Raw genomic sequence first — 15,824 nt, 5'->3', positions numbered from 1 at the left:
GCCTGGCTCGGGTTACTTGGCAGCGGCCTTCTTGGCGTTCTCGACCGCGTCGGTCCAGCCCTGCTCGGGGGTGCGCTTGCCCAGTTCCACGGTGCGGACCGCGTTCTCGACCTCGGTGCGGACGGCCTGGTTCTTCGGGCCCATGTAGACCGGCTTCAGGCTCTTGGCGCCAGCGGCGAAGATCGTGCCGACCGGGGCGTCGGAGAAGTACGCGTTCGTCGAGTCGACGATCGCCGGGTCGTCGAGGGCCTGCGGCGAGGACGGCAGCGGGCCCTTGGCCTTGAACGCGCCGATCTGGCCCTTGGCGCTGGTCAGGAACTTGGCCAGCTCGATCGCCTCGGCCTGGTGCTTGCTCTGCTTCGGCACGGCGAGGAAGGAGCCGCCCCAGTTGCCGCCGCTGCCCGGGATCTGGGCGATGTCCCACTTGCCCTTGGCGCCCGGGCCGGCGTTGCCCTCGATGACGCCGGTCATCCAGGCCGGGCAGGCGATGGTGGCGAACTTCGACTGCTTGAACGCGGAGACCCACTCCTCGGACCAGGAGCCGTACTTGCCGGAGAGGCCGGAGTCGATGATGTCCATCGTGGTGTCGTACGCCTGCTTGACCGCCGGGTTGCTGTCGACGACCAGGTTGTTGCTGGTGTCGTAGTAGCTGTAGCCGGTGGTGTTGCCGGCGGTCTGGAGCAGGATGGTGTTGAAGGTGTTGGTCGCCGCGTCGAGGAATGCAGCACCGGTGTTCTTCGCCTTGAACTGCTCGCCGACCTCGATGTAGTCCTGCCAGGTGGGCCAGAGCTTGCCGACCGCGTCGCGGTCGGTGGGCAGGCCGGCCTTGGCGAACAGGTCCTTGCGGTAGCACATGGCCATGCCGCCGACGTCGGTGCCGAGACCGATCAGCTGCTTGCCGTCGGCGGTGAGGCCCTGGTTCCACTTCCAGTCGAGGAAGTTGCCCTTGAGGTCGCCGGCCCCGTGGTCGAGCAGGTTGACGAAGTTCTGCGGGTTGGCCTTGTACTCGACGAGCAGGCCCTCCTCGATGGCGACGATGTCGCCCGCGCCCTTGCCCGCGGCGAGCCACTGGGTGAGCTTCGGCGAGTACTCGTCCAGGTTGCTGCCGGTGCCCCGCTCAACGATCTTCACGTTGGGGTGGCTGGCCATGTACTCCTTGTACAGGTCCTCGTAGCCGAACTGGCCGAAGACGTCGACGGTGAGCGTGACCGGGCCGTCGGCGGCGGCATTGTCGTCGCCGCCGCCGCAGGCGGTGGCGCCGAGCAGCGCGGTGGTGGCGACGAGGGCCACCGCCGCCAGGCGGCGGCGCGTGAAGGTGCCCATCTCTTATCTGACCCCTCTAGGTCGTAGCGGGTGGTGGAGGGTGGTTCCGGTGTTCGGAGAGCGCTCTCACGAAAGGGTGGTGGCTGCCCACGCTTCTGTCAAGAGAGCGCTCTCAGCCCGCTGCGAAACGCGGAGAGCGACCTTCCAGCGTGGGGAAGGCCGCTCTCCGCGTGCCGTGCTGCGATCCCGGGCCGCCCCGGGCGGCGGTCAGCCCACCCGGAGGCCGGTCAGCAGCCCGCGGTCGCCGGCCACTCCGAGAGCGTCGAAGCTGATCCGGCCCATCACCGCCAGCAGCAGGTCGCTGGCCGTGCCGGTGACCTGGACCCGGGCGTGGTGGTCGTCGTGGTCCAGGATGGTCGCGGTGTCGAGCAGGGCCACCCCCTCGCCGCGCAGCCGCAGGTACCAGTCCTGGGCGGCGTCGGTCGCGGTGAGCTGCACCACCCCGTGCCACTGGCCGGGGTGGATCCGCCGGCCGGCCGGCAGCCAGGTGTCCAGCACCTCGCCCACCCCGTCGGCCGCGAGCTTGGCCTCGATCGGCTCACCGGCCCCGATGGCGAGCTGGGCGTCCCAGCGGTGGACCGCCGTCTCGTGCGCCATCCGGCGCGGCCAGAACCCCGCCTTCTTCGGCTGTGGCGCGAAGTTCCACGCCGGGGCCTCCGGGTCGAGCGTCTCGAGGAGGGCCATGAGCTGGTCGTACTCCCGCTGGTACCACTGGGCCGGGGTGAGCCCGGCCGGCGGCTCCGGGTCGTGCCGTTCCGGGCGGGCGATGGTCCCGGCGGTCACCACCGTGCGGGCCCAGACGTAGACCCGGCTGAGGTGGTGCGCGAGGTCCGAGACCGTCCAGCCGGGGCAGGAGAGCACCGGTGTCTCCGGGGGCGCCTCCGCGACGGCGGCGGCGAAGGCGGGGCCCTCCGTCCGCAGCGCTCCGATCCAGAAGTCCTTCGTGCCGTGCAGTCTGCTCATCGCAATCCTCCCGGGGGTGACCGGGCCACCAGTGGGTGCCGCGGCTACCCCTCAGCCTAGGGTGAAAGGCGTGTCAGACGTCTACGCCGAACCGGCGACCGGAGCCGACCCGACCGACCCGGCCACCCTGGCGCGTTACACCACGCTCCGTCTCGGTGGTGCCGCCGGCCGGCTGGATACCGCTACCAGCGCGGACGAGATTGTGCAAAAGGTGCAGGATGCGGAGTCCCGGGACGAACCGGTCCTCGTCCTGGCCGGTGGCAGCAACGTGGTGATCGGCGACCAGGGCTTCGCCGGCACCGTGGTGCTGATCCGGTCCCGTGGCCTCCGGGTGGTCGCCGAGGACGCCGAAACGGTCACCGTGCGCGTCGAGGCCGGCGAGCCCTGGGACGACCTGGTCGCCGCCACTGTGGAGCGTGGCTGGTCGGGGCTGGAGTGCCTGTCCGGTATCCCCGGCTCGGCCGGTGCCACCCCGATCCAGAACGTCGGGGCGTACGGCCAGGAGGTCGCCGAGACGATCACCGGCGTCGAGGCGTACGACCGGACCCACGGCAAGGTGGTGCGGATCGACGCGGCCGACTGCGGTTTCGCGTACCGGGGCAGCATCTTCAAGTACAGCGACCGCTGGGTGGTGCTCAGCGTCGACTTCCGGCTGGCCCGCTCCCCGCTCTCCGGCCCGGTCCGCTACGTCGAGCTGGCCCGGGCGCTCGGCGTCGAGGTGGGCGACCGGGTGCCGCTGATCGATGCCCGGGCCACCGTGCTGCGGCTACGCGCCGGCAAGGGCATGGTGCTCGACGCGGACGACCCGGACACCAGGTCGGTGGGCTCGTTCTTCACCAACCCGGTCCTCGAGCGGGAGGCGTACGAGCTGCTCCGGGAGCGCGCCGCCGGCCTCGGCGAGCCGCCGGCCTGGCCGGGCGCGGGGGACGTGGTCAAGGTCAGCGCCGCCTGGCTGATCGACAAGGCCGGTTTCGGCAAGGGGTACGTCGGCCCGGAAGGGGTGGCCATCTCCAGCAAGCACACCCTCGCCCTCACCAACCGCAGCGGCACCGCCAGCACGGCCGCCCTGGTGGCCCTGGCGAGGGAGATCCGCGACGGCGTCCACGACCGCTTCGGTGTCCCCCTCCACCCCGAACCCGTCCTCATCAACTGCACCATCTGACCCCCCACCCCTCGCCCTCGCGATCAAGGAGTGGTCAGGGCGTGGGGAAGATGGCGGGCCAGGGGAAAGTGAGTTCGCCGTGGCGCCAGCGGCGGGGGCGGTCGAGGACGGGCCACCCCGCCGCGCGAACCGCCTTGACGCTCTCCAGCCAGCGTTGGCGGGGGCCGAAGGGGGCGTAGCCGGCGGCGGCCTGCCAGGCGTCGTCCAGGGCGCGGATCAGGTCGTGGATCCGTTCGCCGGGGACGTTGCGGTGGATCAGCGCCTTGGGCAGCCGCTCGGCGAGCTGGGCCGGGCTCTCCAGCGTGGTCAGCTTCGCGGCCAGGGTCAGCGTGCGCGGGCCGGTCGCGTCGAGCAGTACCCAGCTGCCGAGCCGCCCCAGCTCGTCGCAGGTCCCCTCGACCAGCAGCCCGCCCGGGGCCAACCGGCCGGTGACCGTGCGCCAGGCGTCGGCCACCTCGCTCTCGTCGTACTGGCGCAGCACGTTGAACGCCCGGACCAGGGCGGGGCGGAGGCCGGCCAGCTCGAAGCCGCCGCGGGCGAAGGTCAGCCCGGGCGGGTCGGCGGCGGGTTGGGCGGCGGCCACCCGGACCGGATCGATCTCCAGCCCGACCACCCGGACGTCGGCGCGGACCCCGGCCGCGAGCCGGGCCCGCAGCTCGACGGCGGTGATCGGGGTGGCGCCGTAGCCCAGGTCGACCACCAACGGGTCGGCGGCGGCGCGCAGCGCGTCGCCGCAGGTCTCCACGATCCAGTTGTCCACCCGCCGGAGCCGGTTGGGATTGGTCGTCCCCCGGGTCACCACCCCGAGCGGCCGGCGCTGCATCAGGACTTCCGGTGCACCTTGTGCTGGGCGGCCTGGGCCAGCGGGCGGACCACCAACTGGTCGATGTTCACGTGGTGCGGCCGGGTGGCGCACCAGGCGACGCAGTCGGCGATGTCCTCGGCGACCAGCGGCTCGGCCACCCCGGCGTAGACCGCGGCGGCCTTGTCGGCGTCGCCGTCAAAGCGGACCAGGCCGAACTCCTCGGTCCTGACCATGCCGGGGTCGATCTCGATCACCCGGACCGGACGGCCGGACAGCTCCAGCCGGAGGGTGCCGGCGACCGCGGTCTGCGCGTGCTTGGCCGCGGTGTAGCCGCCACCGCCCTCGTAGACGACGTGCCCGGCGGTGGAGCTGATGATCACGACGGTGCCGGCACCGGAGGCCTCCAGCGCGGGCAGCAGCGCCTGGGTGACCCGGACCGTGCCGAGCACGTTCACCTCGTACATCCACTGCCAGTCGTCGACCTTCCCGGACTCCACCGGGTCCAGGCCGCGGGCGCCGCCGGCGTTGTTGACCAGCAGGGTGACCGGGCCGGGCGCGGCGGCGGCCGCGGCGGCCAGGCCGGCGACCGACTCCGCCGAGGTGACGTCGCACTCCACGGCGATGGCGGCGCCACCGGCCGCCTCGATCTCGGCGACCAGATCGGCCAGCCGGTCGGTCCGCCGGGCGGCGGCGAGCACGTGGAAACCCTCGGCGGCCAGCCGACGGGCGGTCGCCGCGCCGATCCCGCTGGACGCCCCGGTGACGATCGCGACAGAGGTCATCCGGTCATTCTCCCCCGAGCCACGCGTCGATGCGGTGATGAGGTCCGTCACGCCGGAGCCGGCCGCAAACGAATTTCCGAAGCCCGATGGGGAAGATGACACCCGGCGCGGAGGTTGACCGAGAAGCGCCGGTCGTGCGGGACGGCATCAACCGTGACAGAGGGAGCGGACGTGGCGGAGTTGCACACCGGTGTCGGTCGTCAGCGAGGTGCCCTGCCGTGGCCTCGTCCCCGGCGGATCGCGACCCTCTCCGTGCACACCTCGCCGCTGCACCAGCCCGGCACGGGTGATGCGGGTGGCATGAACGTCTACATTCTGGAGGTCGCCCGCCGGCTGGCCGAGGCCGACGTCGAGGTGGAGATCTTCACCCGGGCCACCTCCGGTGACCTGCCGCCGGTGGTCGAGATGGCGCCCGGGGTCCACGTCCGGCACGTGACCTCCGGCCCGCTCGAGGGGCTGACCAAGGAGGAGTTGCCCGGGCAGCTCTGCGCCTTCACCGCCGGCGTGCTGCGCGCCGAGGCGGCCCGGCCACCGGGCCACTACGACCTGATCCACTCGCACTACTGGCTCTCCGGGCAGGTCGGCTGGCTGGCCAAGGAGCGCTGGGGGGTGCCGCTGGTGCACACCGCGCACACCCTGGCGAAGGTCAAGAACGCCCAGCTCGCGGCGGGGGACCGACCCGAGCCCAAGGCCCGCGTCATCGGCGAGGAGCAGGTGGTCGCCGAGGCCAACCGGCTGATCGCCAACACGCAGGTCGAGGCCCGCGACCTGATCGACCGGTACGACGCCGACCCGGCCCGGGTGTCCGTGGTGGAGCCCGGCGTGAACCTGGACCGCTTCCGCCCGGCCACCGGCGACCGGGACGCCGTCGCGCTCGCCGCCCGCCGTCGGCTCGGGCTGCCCACCAGCGGGTACCTGGTCGCCTTCGTCGGCCGGATCCAGCCGCTCAAGGCCCCCGACGTGCTGATCCGGGCGGTCGCCGCGCTGCGCGAGCGGGACCCCGGGTTGGCCGCCGAGGTGACCGTGGTGATCTGCGGCGGCCCCAGCGGCAGCGGCCTGGACCGGCCGACCGCGCTGATCGAGCTGGCCAACTCCCTCGGCGTCGCCGACCGGGTGCGCTTCCTGCCGCCGCAGACCGGTGCGGACCTGCCCGCCCTGTACCGCGCCGCCGACCTGGTCGCGGTGCCCTCGTACAACGAGTCGTTCGGGCTGGTCGCGCTGGAGGCCCAGGCCTGCGGCACGCCGGTGCTGGCGGCCGCCGTCGGCGGGCTGGTGACCGCCGTCCGGGACGGGGTGAGCGGGGTGCTCATCGACGGCCACGACCCGGTCGACTGGGCCCGTACGCTGGCCCGCCTGCTGCCCGACCGGCTGCGCCGGGTGGCGCTGGGCCGGGGCGCGGAGCGGCACGCCCGCAACTTCTCCTGGCACCGCACGGTCTCCGGCCTGCTCGCCGTGTACGGCGAGGCGATCGCCGAGCAGCGGGCCCGGCTGGCCGGCCGGCTCTCCGGCGATCCGGCCCTGTCCTGCTCCTGGTGACCGGGGCCGCCGCCGCGGGCGCGGGTCGGGAACCGACCGTAGAGTGGGTGCGATGAGCCGCAGGAGCGAGGTCGCCACGCTGATCGAGTCCGTCTGCGCCGAGCGTGAGCTGGAGTGGGAGTCCACCGGCGAGGCGTCGTACGCGGTCACCCTGCCGGGCACCCACAAGCTGAAGACGATCTGCAACCTGATCGTCGGTGAGCACGCGCTGCGGATCGAGGCGTTCGTGATGCGCCAGCCCGACGAGCGTCGCGAAGAGCTGTGGGCCTGGCTGCTCCAGCGCAACGCCCGCATGTACGGGGTGTCCTTCTCCATCGACCCGGTCGGCGACGTCTACCTGACCGGGCGGGTCAACCTGGCCGGGGTGGACGCGGACGAACTGGACCGGCTTCTCGGCGCCGTGCTGACGTACGCCGACGAGTCCTTCGACAGCATGTTGGAGATCGGCTTCGGCACCGCCATCCGCCGCGAGTGGGAGTGGCGGGTCAAGCGGGGGGAGTCGACCGCGAACCTGGCCGCCTTCGCGCACCTCTTCGAGCCCTCGGCGGGCCCGACCTCGGGCGTCGGAGGTTCGGAGCCGTCCTGACGGGTATGCCGCACCGCGCGGTGCGGCATTTGGGACCCACCGCGGGCCGAGGACGGACTGTCGAGGAGCGTGTCCCATGGCTCAGCGCATCAGCTCAGGTCGCGGCACGACTGCGACCAGGACCAAGCGGCAGGCGGGCAACCAGACCCCGAACACGCCGGGGGTCTCCGAGTCCGCGATCTCACGAATGAAGGTCGACGACATCCGGGGTCAGCTCCGCCGGCGCGGCGTCTCCGGGATCTCCGCGCTGCGCAAGCCGGAGTTGGTGAAGACGCTTGCCCGGACCCTGCGGTCCGAGGCGCGCGGAGGCGGCGCGGCCCGCAAGAGCACCGGCCCTGCCGGCCGGGCGGCCGCGACGAAGAAGACCACCGCCGCGAAGAAGGCGACCGCGGGGCGGAAGAGCGCACCGGCCCGGGCGAAGGCCGCGCCGGCCGCGAAGGCCACCGGGGCCCGGGCGGCTGGCCCGGCGCGTAAGGCCGCACCGGCGCGCCGGACCACGGCCCGGGCGGCGCCCTCCCGGGGTGCGGCGGCCAAGGCGGCCCCGGCGCGGGCGACGAGCCGGTCGGTCCGATCGTCCCAGCTGATCACGTCTCTGGCCGACCGTCCGGAACGCCCCGGTCGCAGCCTGGTCACCCGGAACCACGAGGTGATCCAGCACTGGGCCCGGGCCCGGGGCGCCAAGCCGGCCACCATCGCCGGCACCGAGCGGGGCAGCCGGCCGGGGGTGCTGACGTTCAACATCCCCGGGTACCGGGAGAGCAGCCGGATCAAGCAGATCACCTGGGACGACTGGTTCCGGACGTTCGACTCACGCCGGCTGAACCTGATCTACCAGGAGCAGATGCGGGACGGTCGGCAGAGCAACTTCTTCCGCACCGAGAACCCGAATCGGGAGGACGCCTGAGGTTTAGGGGAATGGCTGGCGGGGATTCGCTGTTGGCCATCCCGAGGCCCGGAGCGGGGACAGCCGGATATCCGACACGGGTGCTGTGACGGGCGAGACAGCGATTCGAGTTGAATCCAGAGATCCGGGCGAACTAACTTTATTGCACCGCGCCACGCTTGTATTCGTTCGGGGGAGCGGCGGATCGATCAGATCCGCGCAGGCGAGGCGCGAGGGATCGGGTGGAGCACACCGTTGGGGGACGGTGCCACCCGTGGAACCGGCGGCGCGTGCGGGCGACGCTTACGGGGGTGAGTGTCGCCCGCCGCCGCCGGGTGTACGGTGCGAGCGCCCATCCTGACGGGGGTCGGGGTGGGCGCTCGGCGCCGTTTTCGGGACCCTTTCGTGGTCGGCTCAGCGATTTCCGGCCAGCGCCTTTTCCCGGCCCGCCACGGCGGACCGCAGCGCGGCGACCCGGCGTTCCCGGGACGGACCGGCGAGCAGGTGCCCGGCCGCGGCGACCAGCCCCAGGGCGGCCACCACCAGCCAGTGCCGCTCGCCCAGGTACTCGATGCTCAACCCGCCGAGGGCGGGCGCGACGAAGGACGCCGCCGGGAAGGTCAGGTAGAAGACCGACTGGTAGCGGGCCCGCAGCTCCGGCGGGGCGAGATCCGCGTTGATCTGGGCGTTCGGCGGCGCGGCGAGCATCTGGCCCACCGTCCACACCACCGCCGCGCCCAGGTAGAGCGGCAACTCGTCGGCGACCGCCAGCACGCCGAAGCCGACCGCCATCAGTCCCGTGGAGATCGACAGCACGGTCGCCTTCCGGTACGGCGCGATCAGCCGGGGCACGAAGAGCTGCCCGGCCACGATCAGTGCGCCGCCCAACGCCACCACCACGCCGTACGCGGAGGGGCGCAGGCCGTCGGCGCGCATCGCCAACGGCATGATCGTCGAGGTCTGCATGGTGAGCACGGCCAGCAGGAAGGTCAGCCCGACGAAGACGAGGAACACGCGGTCGGTCAGCGCGGTGTGCAGCCCCGGCCGCCGGTCCGTCGGGACGGCGGGTACCCGGGTGCGGCGGTCGAGCGTCTCCGGGACCTTCAGGGCGATCACCACCGCCGCCGCCAGGGTCGTGCCGGCGTCCACCAGAAACAGCGCGAGGAAGCTCGCCTCGGCGAGGACGCCGGCCAGCAGCGAGGCCACCGCCATGCCCAGGTTGAACGCCCAGAACTGGAGGTTGAACGCGGGGGCGCGGCGGGCCTCCGGCACCACGTCCACGATCGCCGCGACGAAGGCGGGGCCGGGCATCGAGTGCACGACCCCGACCAGCGCGGCGAGCACGGCGATGACCAGCAGGTGCCGGCTGAACGCCAGCGCCGCCATCAGCCCGGCCGCGCCGACGTGCGCGGCGAGCAGGGTGGCGCGCCGGCCCCAGCGGTCCGCGAGCACCCCGCCGAGCAGCGTGCCCACGGCCCCGCCCACCCCGTACGCCCCGACCACCACCCCGGCGAGCGAGGCCGACGCCCCGCGTGCGGCGGTCAGGTAGAGCGAGAGGAAGAGCATCGCGAAGGCGCCGGCCCGGTTGATCAGCAGGCCGGACCAGAGGTACCAGAAGGTGGCGGGGAGCCCGCCGGCCGAGCCGTCCCACCAGCGCCGCAGGCCGCGCACCCGTCCTCCAGAAAGGTTTGTTAACCGATCGCCTTCCGACCGTAGGCAGCGGGCCCGTCCCGCGCCAGCGTGGCCCTGGTCACGACTTTCCTGCGCGGGTCCTGGCTGCCGAAGGTGACGGGTCTGAGGCGCTACGAACTTGACGATATGAACGGATCGCGCGGGCCCCGCCGTGTCGTCGGGCTACGTCGCCCGGTTGCGGGATCCGGCTGCGTCGTCTGGCCGCGCCGCCCTGCCCGAGCGCGGGGCTGGCCGGGCCGACCCGAAGCTCGCGGCGCATGGCCTGAGGCTGGCGGCGCATGGCCTGAGGCTGGCGGCGCATGGCCCGGGACTCGCGGCGCATGGCCGAAGGCTCGCGGCGCATGGCCTGAGCCCAAGGCCCGGTGCCTGGGAGTCCGCGGGCCGGTGCCTGCGCCCGGAGCTGCGATCCGCGGCTGCGACACCCGCAGCTGCGACACCCGCGGCTGCGACCCGCGGTCCGTAGTCTGATCCGTCCATGTCGTCAAGTTCGTAGCGTGCCGCAGAGGCATCGTGGGCAGGGCGGTGCGAGCGCGGAAATCCGGTCACGAAGCGCCCGCCGGCAGTAGCGTCCGCGTACGTGACGCCACGTTGCCGGGCCAGAGGGGCGCCGGGCGGGGCGTACCTCAGGAGGTGACGCGGACCGGCTCGGCGGGTGCGGTGGCCGCGGCCTCGGCGGCCTCGGGGACCGGCGTCCGGGCCACCGTGACCGGCCGGACCGGCGTGGCGGTGGTCCGCAGCTGGGCCGCCCGCCGCTCCCGGGCCGGGCCGGAGACCAGGTGGGCCACCGCCGTCACCCCGCCCACCACGGCGCAGCCGAGCCAGAGCGAGGTGTTGCCGACGTGCTCCCGGACCAGGCCGCCGAGGATCGGGGCGCTCGCCCCGGCGAGCTGCCAGGAGAGCGAGAAGACGCCCTGGTAGCGGCCGCGCAGCGGGCCGGGGGAGAGCTCGGCGATGAGGGTGGCGTTGGACGGCGAGTTGAGCATCTCGCCGACGGTCCAGATCAGCACGGTGAGGCCGTAGAACCAGGCCGTCCCGGCGAACGCGGTGAGGCCGAATCCGACACCCATCACCAGCGAAGCGAGCGCCAGCACGTGCGAGCGGCTCCGGCCTCTGATCAGCCGGGGTACGAAGAGCTGCCCGACCACGATCAGCACCCCGTTGAGCGCGATCACCGAGCCGTACGTGGCGGGGCTCAGGCCGGAGTCGCCCATGGCGATCGGCAGCATCGAGATGTGCTGGAGGAAGACCAGCGCGGCGAAGAGGTTGAGCGCCACGAAGCTCAGGAAGACCCGGTCGGTGAGGATGGTCCGCAGCGCTCCGGCGGGCGCGCCGTCGCCCTTGCGGGCCGAGCCGGTCGCGGCCGAGCGGGTCTCCCGCACCCGGGTGAAGATGATCAGCGCGGTGATCAGCGTGGTGGCCGCGTCGACGACGAAGAGCAGCAGGTAGCCGGCCTGGGCGGCGAGCCCGGCGAGGACTGCGGCGCAGGCGAAGCCGAGGTTGATCGCCCAGTAGTTCAGCGAGAAGGCGCGCAGTCGGTCCTTCTCCGGCACCACGTCGATCATCATGGCGCCGAACGCCGGACGGGCCGCCTCGGCGAAGGTGCCCAGCAGCAGCGCGCCCAGGGCCACCGACCACAGCGGTCGGGCCAGGCCGAGCCCGAGCATCATGGTGGCCGCGCCGAGATGGGCGGTGAGCAGGGTGGGTCGGCGTCCCCAGCGGTCGGCCAGGGTGCCGCCGATCGTGGTGCCGAACGCGCCGCCCACGCCCCAGAGCCCGATCACCAGGCCGGCCTGCGAGGCCGAGAAGCCGCGTTCCTGGGTGAGGTAGATGGCAAGGAAGACGAGTACGAACGAGCCGAGCCGGTTGATCAGGGTGCCGGTCCACAGGTACCAGAACGCCCGTGGCAGCCCGCCTGTCGTGTCCCGGAACCAGCCCCGCACCGTCCGCATCCCGACGCCCCCGTTTCGGTAATGACCGATGTTTGCTCAGCGCCTTACAACCTAGTGCTGCCCGGGAACACCGGTCATCAGCTTTTCCACGTGGTGGTCGTCACGACCGGTCCTCGCGTGCCCGTTCGCGCCGTACGGCAGGATGATCCGCATGACTGCGAGCGAAGGGCCCACCGTCGGGACGCTGGTCCTGCTGCGGCACGGCGAGAGCGACTGGAACGCCAAGAACCTCTTCACCGGCTGGGTCGACGTCGACCTGACGACCAAGGGTGAGAGCGAGGCGCGGCGGGGCGGTGAGCTGCTCCGCGAGCACAGCCTGCTGCCGGACGTGGTGCACACCAGCGTGCTGCGCCGTGCGATCCGCACCGCCGAGCTGGCGCTGAACGCCGCCGACCGGCACTGGATCGCGGTGCGCCGGTCGTGGCGGCTCAACGAGCGGCACTACGGCGCCCTGCAAGGCAAGAACAAGAAGCAGACCCTGGACGAGTACGGCGAGGAGCAGTTCATGCTCTGGCGCCGGTCGTACGACACGCCGCCGCCGCCCATCGACGACAACGACGAGTGGTCGCAGGTCGGCGACGCCCGGTACGCGCTGCTCCCCACCGAGCTGATGCCGCGCACGGAGTGCCTCAAGGACGTCGTCGAGCGGATGCTGCCGTACTGGTACGACTCGATCGTGCCGGACATCCTGGCCGGTCGGACGGTGCTGGTGGCCGCGCACGGCAACTCGCTGCGCGCCCTGGTCAAGCACCTCGACCAGATCTCCGACGAGGCGATCGCCAAGCTGAACATCCCGACCGGGATCCCGCTGCGCTACGACCTCGACACCAGCCTGCGCCCGCAGGTCCTCGGCGGGACGTACCTGGACCCGGACGCCGCCAAGGAGGCCGCCGCCGCGGTCGCCAACCAGGGCCGTTGAGCGACACGACGAAGGCCCCCGGGGCACCCCGGGGCCTTCGTCGTGTCCGGCTCAGTTCGGCGAGGGCGCGGCCTGACCGGTGATCAGGTAGACCACGTGGTCGCCGGCGTTCACCGCGTGGTCGGCGAAGCGCTCGTAGAAGCGGCCGAGCAGGGTGGCGTCGATCGCGGTCTCCACCCCGTACGGCCAGTCGTCGCCGAGCAGCACGCTGAAGAGGCTCTTGTGCAGGTCGTCCATGGCGTCGTCGTCACGGTCAAGTTCGGCCGCGAGATCGGCGTCGGGCCTGGCCAGCACGGAGGCGATCTTCTCGGCCATCCGGTCGGCGATCCCCGCCATGTCGGTGAAGACCCCCCGCAGCTCGGCCGGCACGGCCGGCGAGGGGTGCCGGCGTAGCGCGGTCTTGGCCACGTGGTCGGCCAGGTCACCCATCCGTTCCAGGTCGGCGGCCACGTGCAGGGCGGTGATCATGGCGCGCAGGTCGGAGGCGACCGGCGCCTGCCGGGCCAGCAGGTCGCAGACCCGCTCCTCCACGTGCCGGTACAGGTCGTCGATCTCGGCGTCCCGGGCGATCACGGTCTCCGCCGCGGTGCGGTCGGCGGTGAGCAGGCCCCTGGTGGCCTGGCGCATGGCGGCGCGCACCCCCTCCGCCATGTCCACCAGTAGCTGGCTGACAATCTGCAGGTCGGCACGGAACTCGTCGCGCATCGTCACTTCCTGGGGTTGGTGGTCGCCGCCGGGCCGGGTCGGCCGCGCGCGGCGGTGAGCAGGTGCGCGACCAACCGTAGGCCGGGGGAGTCGGCATGAAGGTGAACGGCGGTGAACGACGCGGGACCCGGGAGTGAACTTTCCCGGAAGTGAGAGTGGTTCGTCCCGTTCTGACCGATCGCCAGGTTAACAGTGACCCTACGATCGCCAGGTGGAATGGGCGGTGGCGGCCGTGGTGGCCGCGGCTCTGGTGACCGGGCTGGTCGCCGGGCTGCTGCTGTCCGGCCCTGTCCGGGCCCGGCGGCGCCGGCCGGCCACGTCGGGGAGCGAGGGCTCCCGCCGGAGTGCAGGGAGGCCCGCGATTCCCGACGACGAGCAGGGCGGGCTGTCCGCGCTGGGCCGGAAGACGATCGACTCGCTCCGTGCCGGCGTCGTGGTGCTCGACCCGGACGACGTGCCGGTGCTGGTGAACCCGGCTGCGCGGGCGATGGGCCTGCTCCGCACCGGGACGACACCCGGTTCCATCGCCGCCCACCCGTTGATCCGTACCCTCGCCGGGCAGGTCCGGCGCACGGGCGTGCGGCGCGAGATCGAGCTGGACCTGCCGCGCGGTCGCGACAGCGCGGGCGACAACCCGCTCGGCGTGCACCTGCGCGCGATGGGGCTCGGCGCCGGCTACGTCTCCATCGAGGCGGCCGACGTCACCGAGTCGCACCGGCTGGCCCGGGTCCGGCGGGACTTCGTGGCGAACGTCAGCCATGAGCTGAAGACCCCGATCGGTGCCCTGCAACTCCTCGCCGAGGCGCTCGTGGATGCCACCGAGCCGGCCGGTGAGGGCCCGGCTGATCTCTCCGAGGACATGCTGGCCGCCCGGCGGTTCGCCGAGCGGATCCAGCACGAGTCGACCCGGCTCGGCCGGCTGGTCCAGGAGCTGCTGGAACTCACCCGGCTCCAGGGCGCCGAGCCGCAACCCGTCCCCGAGCCGGTCTCCGTGGACTGGGTGATCGCCGAGGTGACGGACCGCACCCGGACGGCAGCCGCCGCCCGCCATGTGGAGATCGTCGTGGACGGCGAGCGCGGCCTCACGGTCTACGGCAGCGACAGCCAGTTCGCCACCGCCCTGGCGAACCTGGTGGAGAACGCGATCAACTACTCCGGCGAGGACACCACCGTCCGGGTGACCGCCAGGGCGACCGACGAGCACGTCGAGATCGCCGTGGCCGACCAGGGCATCGGCATCGCCCCGAATGAGGTCGACCGGATCTTCGAGCGGTTCTACCGGGCCGACCAGGCCCGCTCCCGCGCCACCGGTGGCACCGGCCTGGGGCTGGCCATCGTCAAGCACATCGCCAGCAACCATGGCGGTCGGGTGGATGTGTCGAGCACTCTTGGTGGGGGGTCGACGTTCACCCTCCGGCTGCCCGCCCGTCCCCCGGACGACCTGGAGGCGACACTCAACTCCGCTGGGATCGAGGCCGGCCCGGCCGAGCTCCGGCAGGTCTGACCGACAGGAAAGGAAACACCCGTTGAGCCGCGTACTGGTGGTGGAGGACGAGGAGTCGTTCTCCGACGCCCTGTCCTACATGCTCCGCAAGGAGGGCTTCGAGGTCTCCGTCGCCGCGACGGGTCCCTCCGCCCTCACCGAGTTCGACCGGACGGGCGCCGACATCGTGCTGCTCGACCTGATGCTGCCGGAAATGTCGGGCACCGAGGTCTGCCGTCAGCTCCGGCAGCGGTCGCACGTTCCGATCATCATGGTCACCGCCCGGGACAGCGAGATCGACAAGGTGGTCGGCCTGGAGATCGGGGCCGACGACTACGTGACCAAGCCGTACTCGCCGCGTGAGCTGGTCGCCCGCATCCGGGCGGTGCTGCGCCGGCAGAGCACGGAGGCGGCCGAGTCGGGCGCGCCGACGCTGGCCGCCGGCCCGGTCCGAATGGACATCGAGCGGCACGTGGTGACCGTCGACGGCGCGCCGGTGCAGCTGCCGCTCAAGGAGTTCGAGCTGCTGGAGCTGCTGCTGCGCAACGCCGGCCGGGTGCTCACCCGGGGGCAGCTCATCGACCGGGTCTGGGGCGCCGACTACGTGGGCGACACCAAGACGCTGGACGTGCACGTCAAGCGGCTGCGCTCGAAACTCGAGCCGGAGCCGTCCGCGCCGCGCTACATCGTCACGGTCCGAGGGCTGGGCTACAAGTTCGAGCCGTGACCGACGAGGGTCCACGCGGCGTTGCCGCTCCGGCCCGGCGGCGGGCGGCAGAGGCGGCGAGGCCGCCGGGAGCCCGGCCGGCGTGGACGCGCCGCCCTGCCCGCGTCGGGGGCCGCTCCGAGGTTTGATCGACTCGGTTCGCGGCGTGTCGGGGTGTTCGGGATGTCGCACCCGGCGACTTGCACCACGCCGAGTGGATCAAAGTGGGCACCGGTGGCCCTGAGACCGTCGCCGGTGCCGTGGGTGGGCGTGGGTTGGTGGTTGGCTCGGGTTGCGGCGGGTCGGGGTGTCGTGGGTTCGGTGTGCCGC

14 protein-coding genes are annotated in these 15,824 nt (G+C 72.6%); 7 read left to right on the top strand and 7 right to left on the bottom strand.

The window, feature by feature from the left end:
- Positions 1 to 12: 12 nt before the first annotated feature.
- Complete coding sequence (locus ACL02O_RS30250) at positions 13 to 1,323, bottom strand: ABC transporter substrate-binding protein (RefSeq protein ID WP_412821588.1); 1,311 nt, start codon at positions 1,321 to 1,323, stop codon at positions 13 to 15.
- A 207-nt stretch (positions 1,324 to 1,530) separates the two neighbouring features.
- On the bottom strand, positions 1,531 to 2,286 hold the full coding sequence (locus ACL02O_RS30245) for a maleylpyruvate isomerase family mycothiol-dependent enzyme (RefSeq protein ID WP_412821587.1): 756 nt from the start codon (positions 2,284 to 2,286) through the stop codon (positions 1,531 to 1,533).
- A 70-nt stretch (positions 2,287 to 2,356) separates the two neighbouring features.
- Between ACL02O_RS30245 and ACL02O_RS30240 the strand changes: the two genes are divergently transcribed.
- Entirely contained in the window at positions 2,357 to 3,448 is a 1,092-nt protein-coding gene (locus tag ACL02O_RS30240) for a UDP-N-acetylmuramate dehydrogenase (protein WP_412821586.1), read from the top strand.
- Positions 3,449 to 3,482: 34 nt separating this feature from the next.
- Here ACL02O_RS30240 and ACL02O_RS30235 read toward each other — a convergent pair whose 3' ends face one another.
- Both ACL02O_RS30235 and ACL02O_RS30230 read right to left on the bottom strand, forming a co-directional pair.
- Positions 3,483 to 4,271: a class I SAM-dependent methyltransferase gene (locus ACL02O_RS30235; RefSeq protein ID WP_412821585.1), complete on the bottom strand. Its 789-nt coding sequence runs from the start codon at positions 4,269 to 4,271 to the stop codon at positions 3,483 to 3,485.
- Positions 4,271 to 5,035, bottom strand: coding sequence for an SDR family NAD(P)-dependent oxidoreductase (locus tag ACL02O_RS30230; protein WP_412821584.1), 765 nt, complete (start codon positions 5,033 to 5,035; stop codon positions 4,271 to 4,273). The genes ACL02O_RS30235 and ACL02O_RS30230 overlap by 1 nt, the downstream gene beginning before the upstream one ends.
- 171 nt (positions 5,036 to 5,206) lie before the next feature.
- Here ACL02O_RS30230 and mshA point away from each other — a divergent pair, with 171 nt between their 5' ends.
- The 3 genes from mshA to ACL02O_RS30215 all read left to right on the top strand — a co-directional run bounded on the left by mshA (position 5,207) and on the right by ACL02O_RS30215 (position 8,061).
- Positions 5,207 to 6,571 carry a D-inositol-3-phosphate glycosyltransferase gene (gene mshA / locus ACL02O_RS30225; protein ID WP_412821583.1) on the top strand — a complete coding sequence of 455 codons (1,365 nt, stop codon included), beginning with the start codon at positions 5,207 to 5,209 and terminating at the stop codon, positions 6,569 to 6,571.
- Between the two features lie 52 nt (positions 6,572 to 6,623).
- Positions 6,624 to 7,157, top strand: coding sequence for a type III secretion system chaperone family protein (locus tag ACL02O_RS30220; RefSeq protein WP_412821582.1), 534 nt, complete (start codon positions 6,624 to 6,626; stop codon positions 7,155 to 7,157).
- A 76-nt stretch (positions 7,158 to 7,233) separates the two neighbouring features.
- Positions 7,234 to 8,061, top strand: coding sequence for a hypothetical protein (locus ACL02O_RS30215; protein ID WP_412821581.1), 828 nt, complete (start codon positions 7,234 to 7,236; stop codon positions 8,059 to 8,061).
- A gap of 393 nt (positions 8,062 to 8,454) precedes the next feature.
- On the opposite strand, the gene ACL02O_RS30210 is transcribed toward ACL02O_RS30215, so the two are convergent.
- Both ACL02O_RS30210 and ACL02O_RS30205 read right to left on the bottom strand, forming a co-directional pair.
- The gene (locus ACL02O_RS30210; RefSeq protein WP_412821580.1) at positions 8,455 to 9,711 is read right to left on the bottom strand and encodes an MFS transporter; all 1,257 of its coding nucleotides are present in this window, start codon (positions 9,709 to 9,711) and stop codon (positions 8,455 to 8,457) included.
- A gap of 644 nt (positions 9,712 to 10,355) precedes the next feature.
- Positions 10,356 to 11,681: an MDR family MFS transporter gene (locus ACL02O_RS30205; RefSeq protein WP_412821579.1), complete on the bottom strand. Its 1,326-nt coding sequence runs from the start codon at positions 11,679 to 11,681 to the stop codon at positions 10,356 to 10,358.
- A 151-nt stretch (positions 11,682 to 11,832) separates the two neighbouring features.
- Between ACL02O_RS30205 and ACL02O_RS30200 the strand changes: the two genes are divergently transcribed.
- Complete coding sequence (locus ACL02O_RS30200) at positions 11,833 to 12,600, top strand: phosphoglyceromutase (RefSeq protein ID WP_412821578.1); 768 nt, start codon at positions 11,833 to 11,835, stop codon at positions 12,598 to 12,600.
- A 51-nt stretch (positions 12,601 to 12,651) separates the two neighbouring features.
- Here the strand turns inward: ACL02O_RS30200 and phoU are convergent, their stop codons facing one another.
- The gene (gene phoU / locus ACL02O_RS30195) at positions 12,652 to 13,305 is read right to left on the bottom strand and encodes a phosphate signaling complex protein PhoU (protein WP_412821577.1); all 654 of its coding nucleotides are present in this window, start codon (positions 13,303 to 13,305) and stop codon (positions 12,652 to 12,654) included.
- Positions 13,306 to 13,528: 223 nt separating this feature from the next.
- Here phoU and ACL02O_RS30190 point away from each other — a divergent pair, with 223 nt between their 5' ends.
- Positions 13,529 to 14,809 (top strand): sensor histidine kinase, encoded by a 1,281-nt coding sequence (locus tag ACL02O_RS30190; protein WP_412821589.1) that lies wholly within the window; start codon positions 13,529 to 13,531, stop codon positions 14,807 to 14,809.
- A 22-nt stretch (positions 14,810 to 14,831) separates the two neighbouring features.
- The gene (locus ACL02O_RS30185; protein WP_412821576.1) at positions 14,832 to 15,515 is read left to right on the top strand and encodes a response regulator transcription factor; all 684 of its coding nucleotides are present in this window, start codon (positions 14,832 to 14,834) and stop codon (positions 15,513 to 15,515) included.
- The last annotated feature ends 309 nt before the right edge of the window (positions 15,516 to 15,824 follow it).

Source organism: Micromonospora mangrovicola (assembly GCF_047200535.1).
Classification (GTDB): Bacteria; Actinomycetota; Actinomycetes; order Mycobacteriales; family Micromonosporaceae; genus Micromonospora.
The sequence above is the reverse complement of the archived record's forward strand: the minus strand, read 5'-3'. Positions and strand labels throughout refer to the sequence as shown.

Excerpts from the sequence above, each read along its gene's own strand:
- ACL02O_RS30245 (WP_412821587.1), bottom strand. The coding sequence starts at position 2,286 with ATGAGCAGACTGCACGGCACGAAGGACTTCTGGATCGGAGCGCTGCGG.
- ACL02O_RS30230 (WP_412821584.1), bottom strand. The coding sequence starts at position 5,035 with ATGACCTCTGTCGCGATCGTCACCGGGGCGTCCAGCGGGATCGGCGCG.
- ACL02O_RS30215 (WP_412821581.1), top strand. The coding sequence starts at position 7,234 with ATGGCTCAGCGCATCAGCTCAGGTCGCGGCACGACTGCGACCAGGACC.
- ACL02O_RS30200 (WP_412821578.1), top strand. The coding sequence starts at position 11,833 with ATGACTGCGAGCGAAGGGCCCACCGTCGGGACGCTGGTCCTGCTGCGG.
- ACL02O_RS30250 (WP_412821588.1), bottom strand. The coding sequence starts at position 1,323 with ATGGGCACCTTCACGCGCCGCCGCCTGGCGGCGGTGGCCCTCGTCGCC.
- phoU (WP_412821577.1), bottom strand. The coding sequence starts at position 13,305 with ATGCGCGACGAGTTCCGTGCCGACCTGCAGATTGTCAGCCAGCTACTG.
- ACL02O_RS30220 (WP_412821582.1), top strand. The coding sequence starts at position 6,624 with ATGAGCCGCAGGAGCGAGGTCGCCACGCTGATCGAGTCCGTCTGCGCC.
- ACL02O_RS30235 (WP_412821585.1), bottom strand. The coding sequence starts at position 4,271 with ATGCAGCGCCGGCCGCTCGGGGTGGTGACCCGGGGGACGACCAATCCC.
- ACL02O_RS30205 (WP_412821579.1), bottom strand. The coding sequence starts at position 11,681 with ATGCGGACGGTGCGGGGCTGGTTCCGGGACACGACAGGCGGGCTGCCA.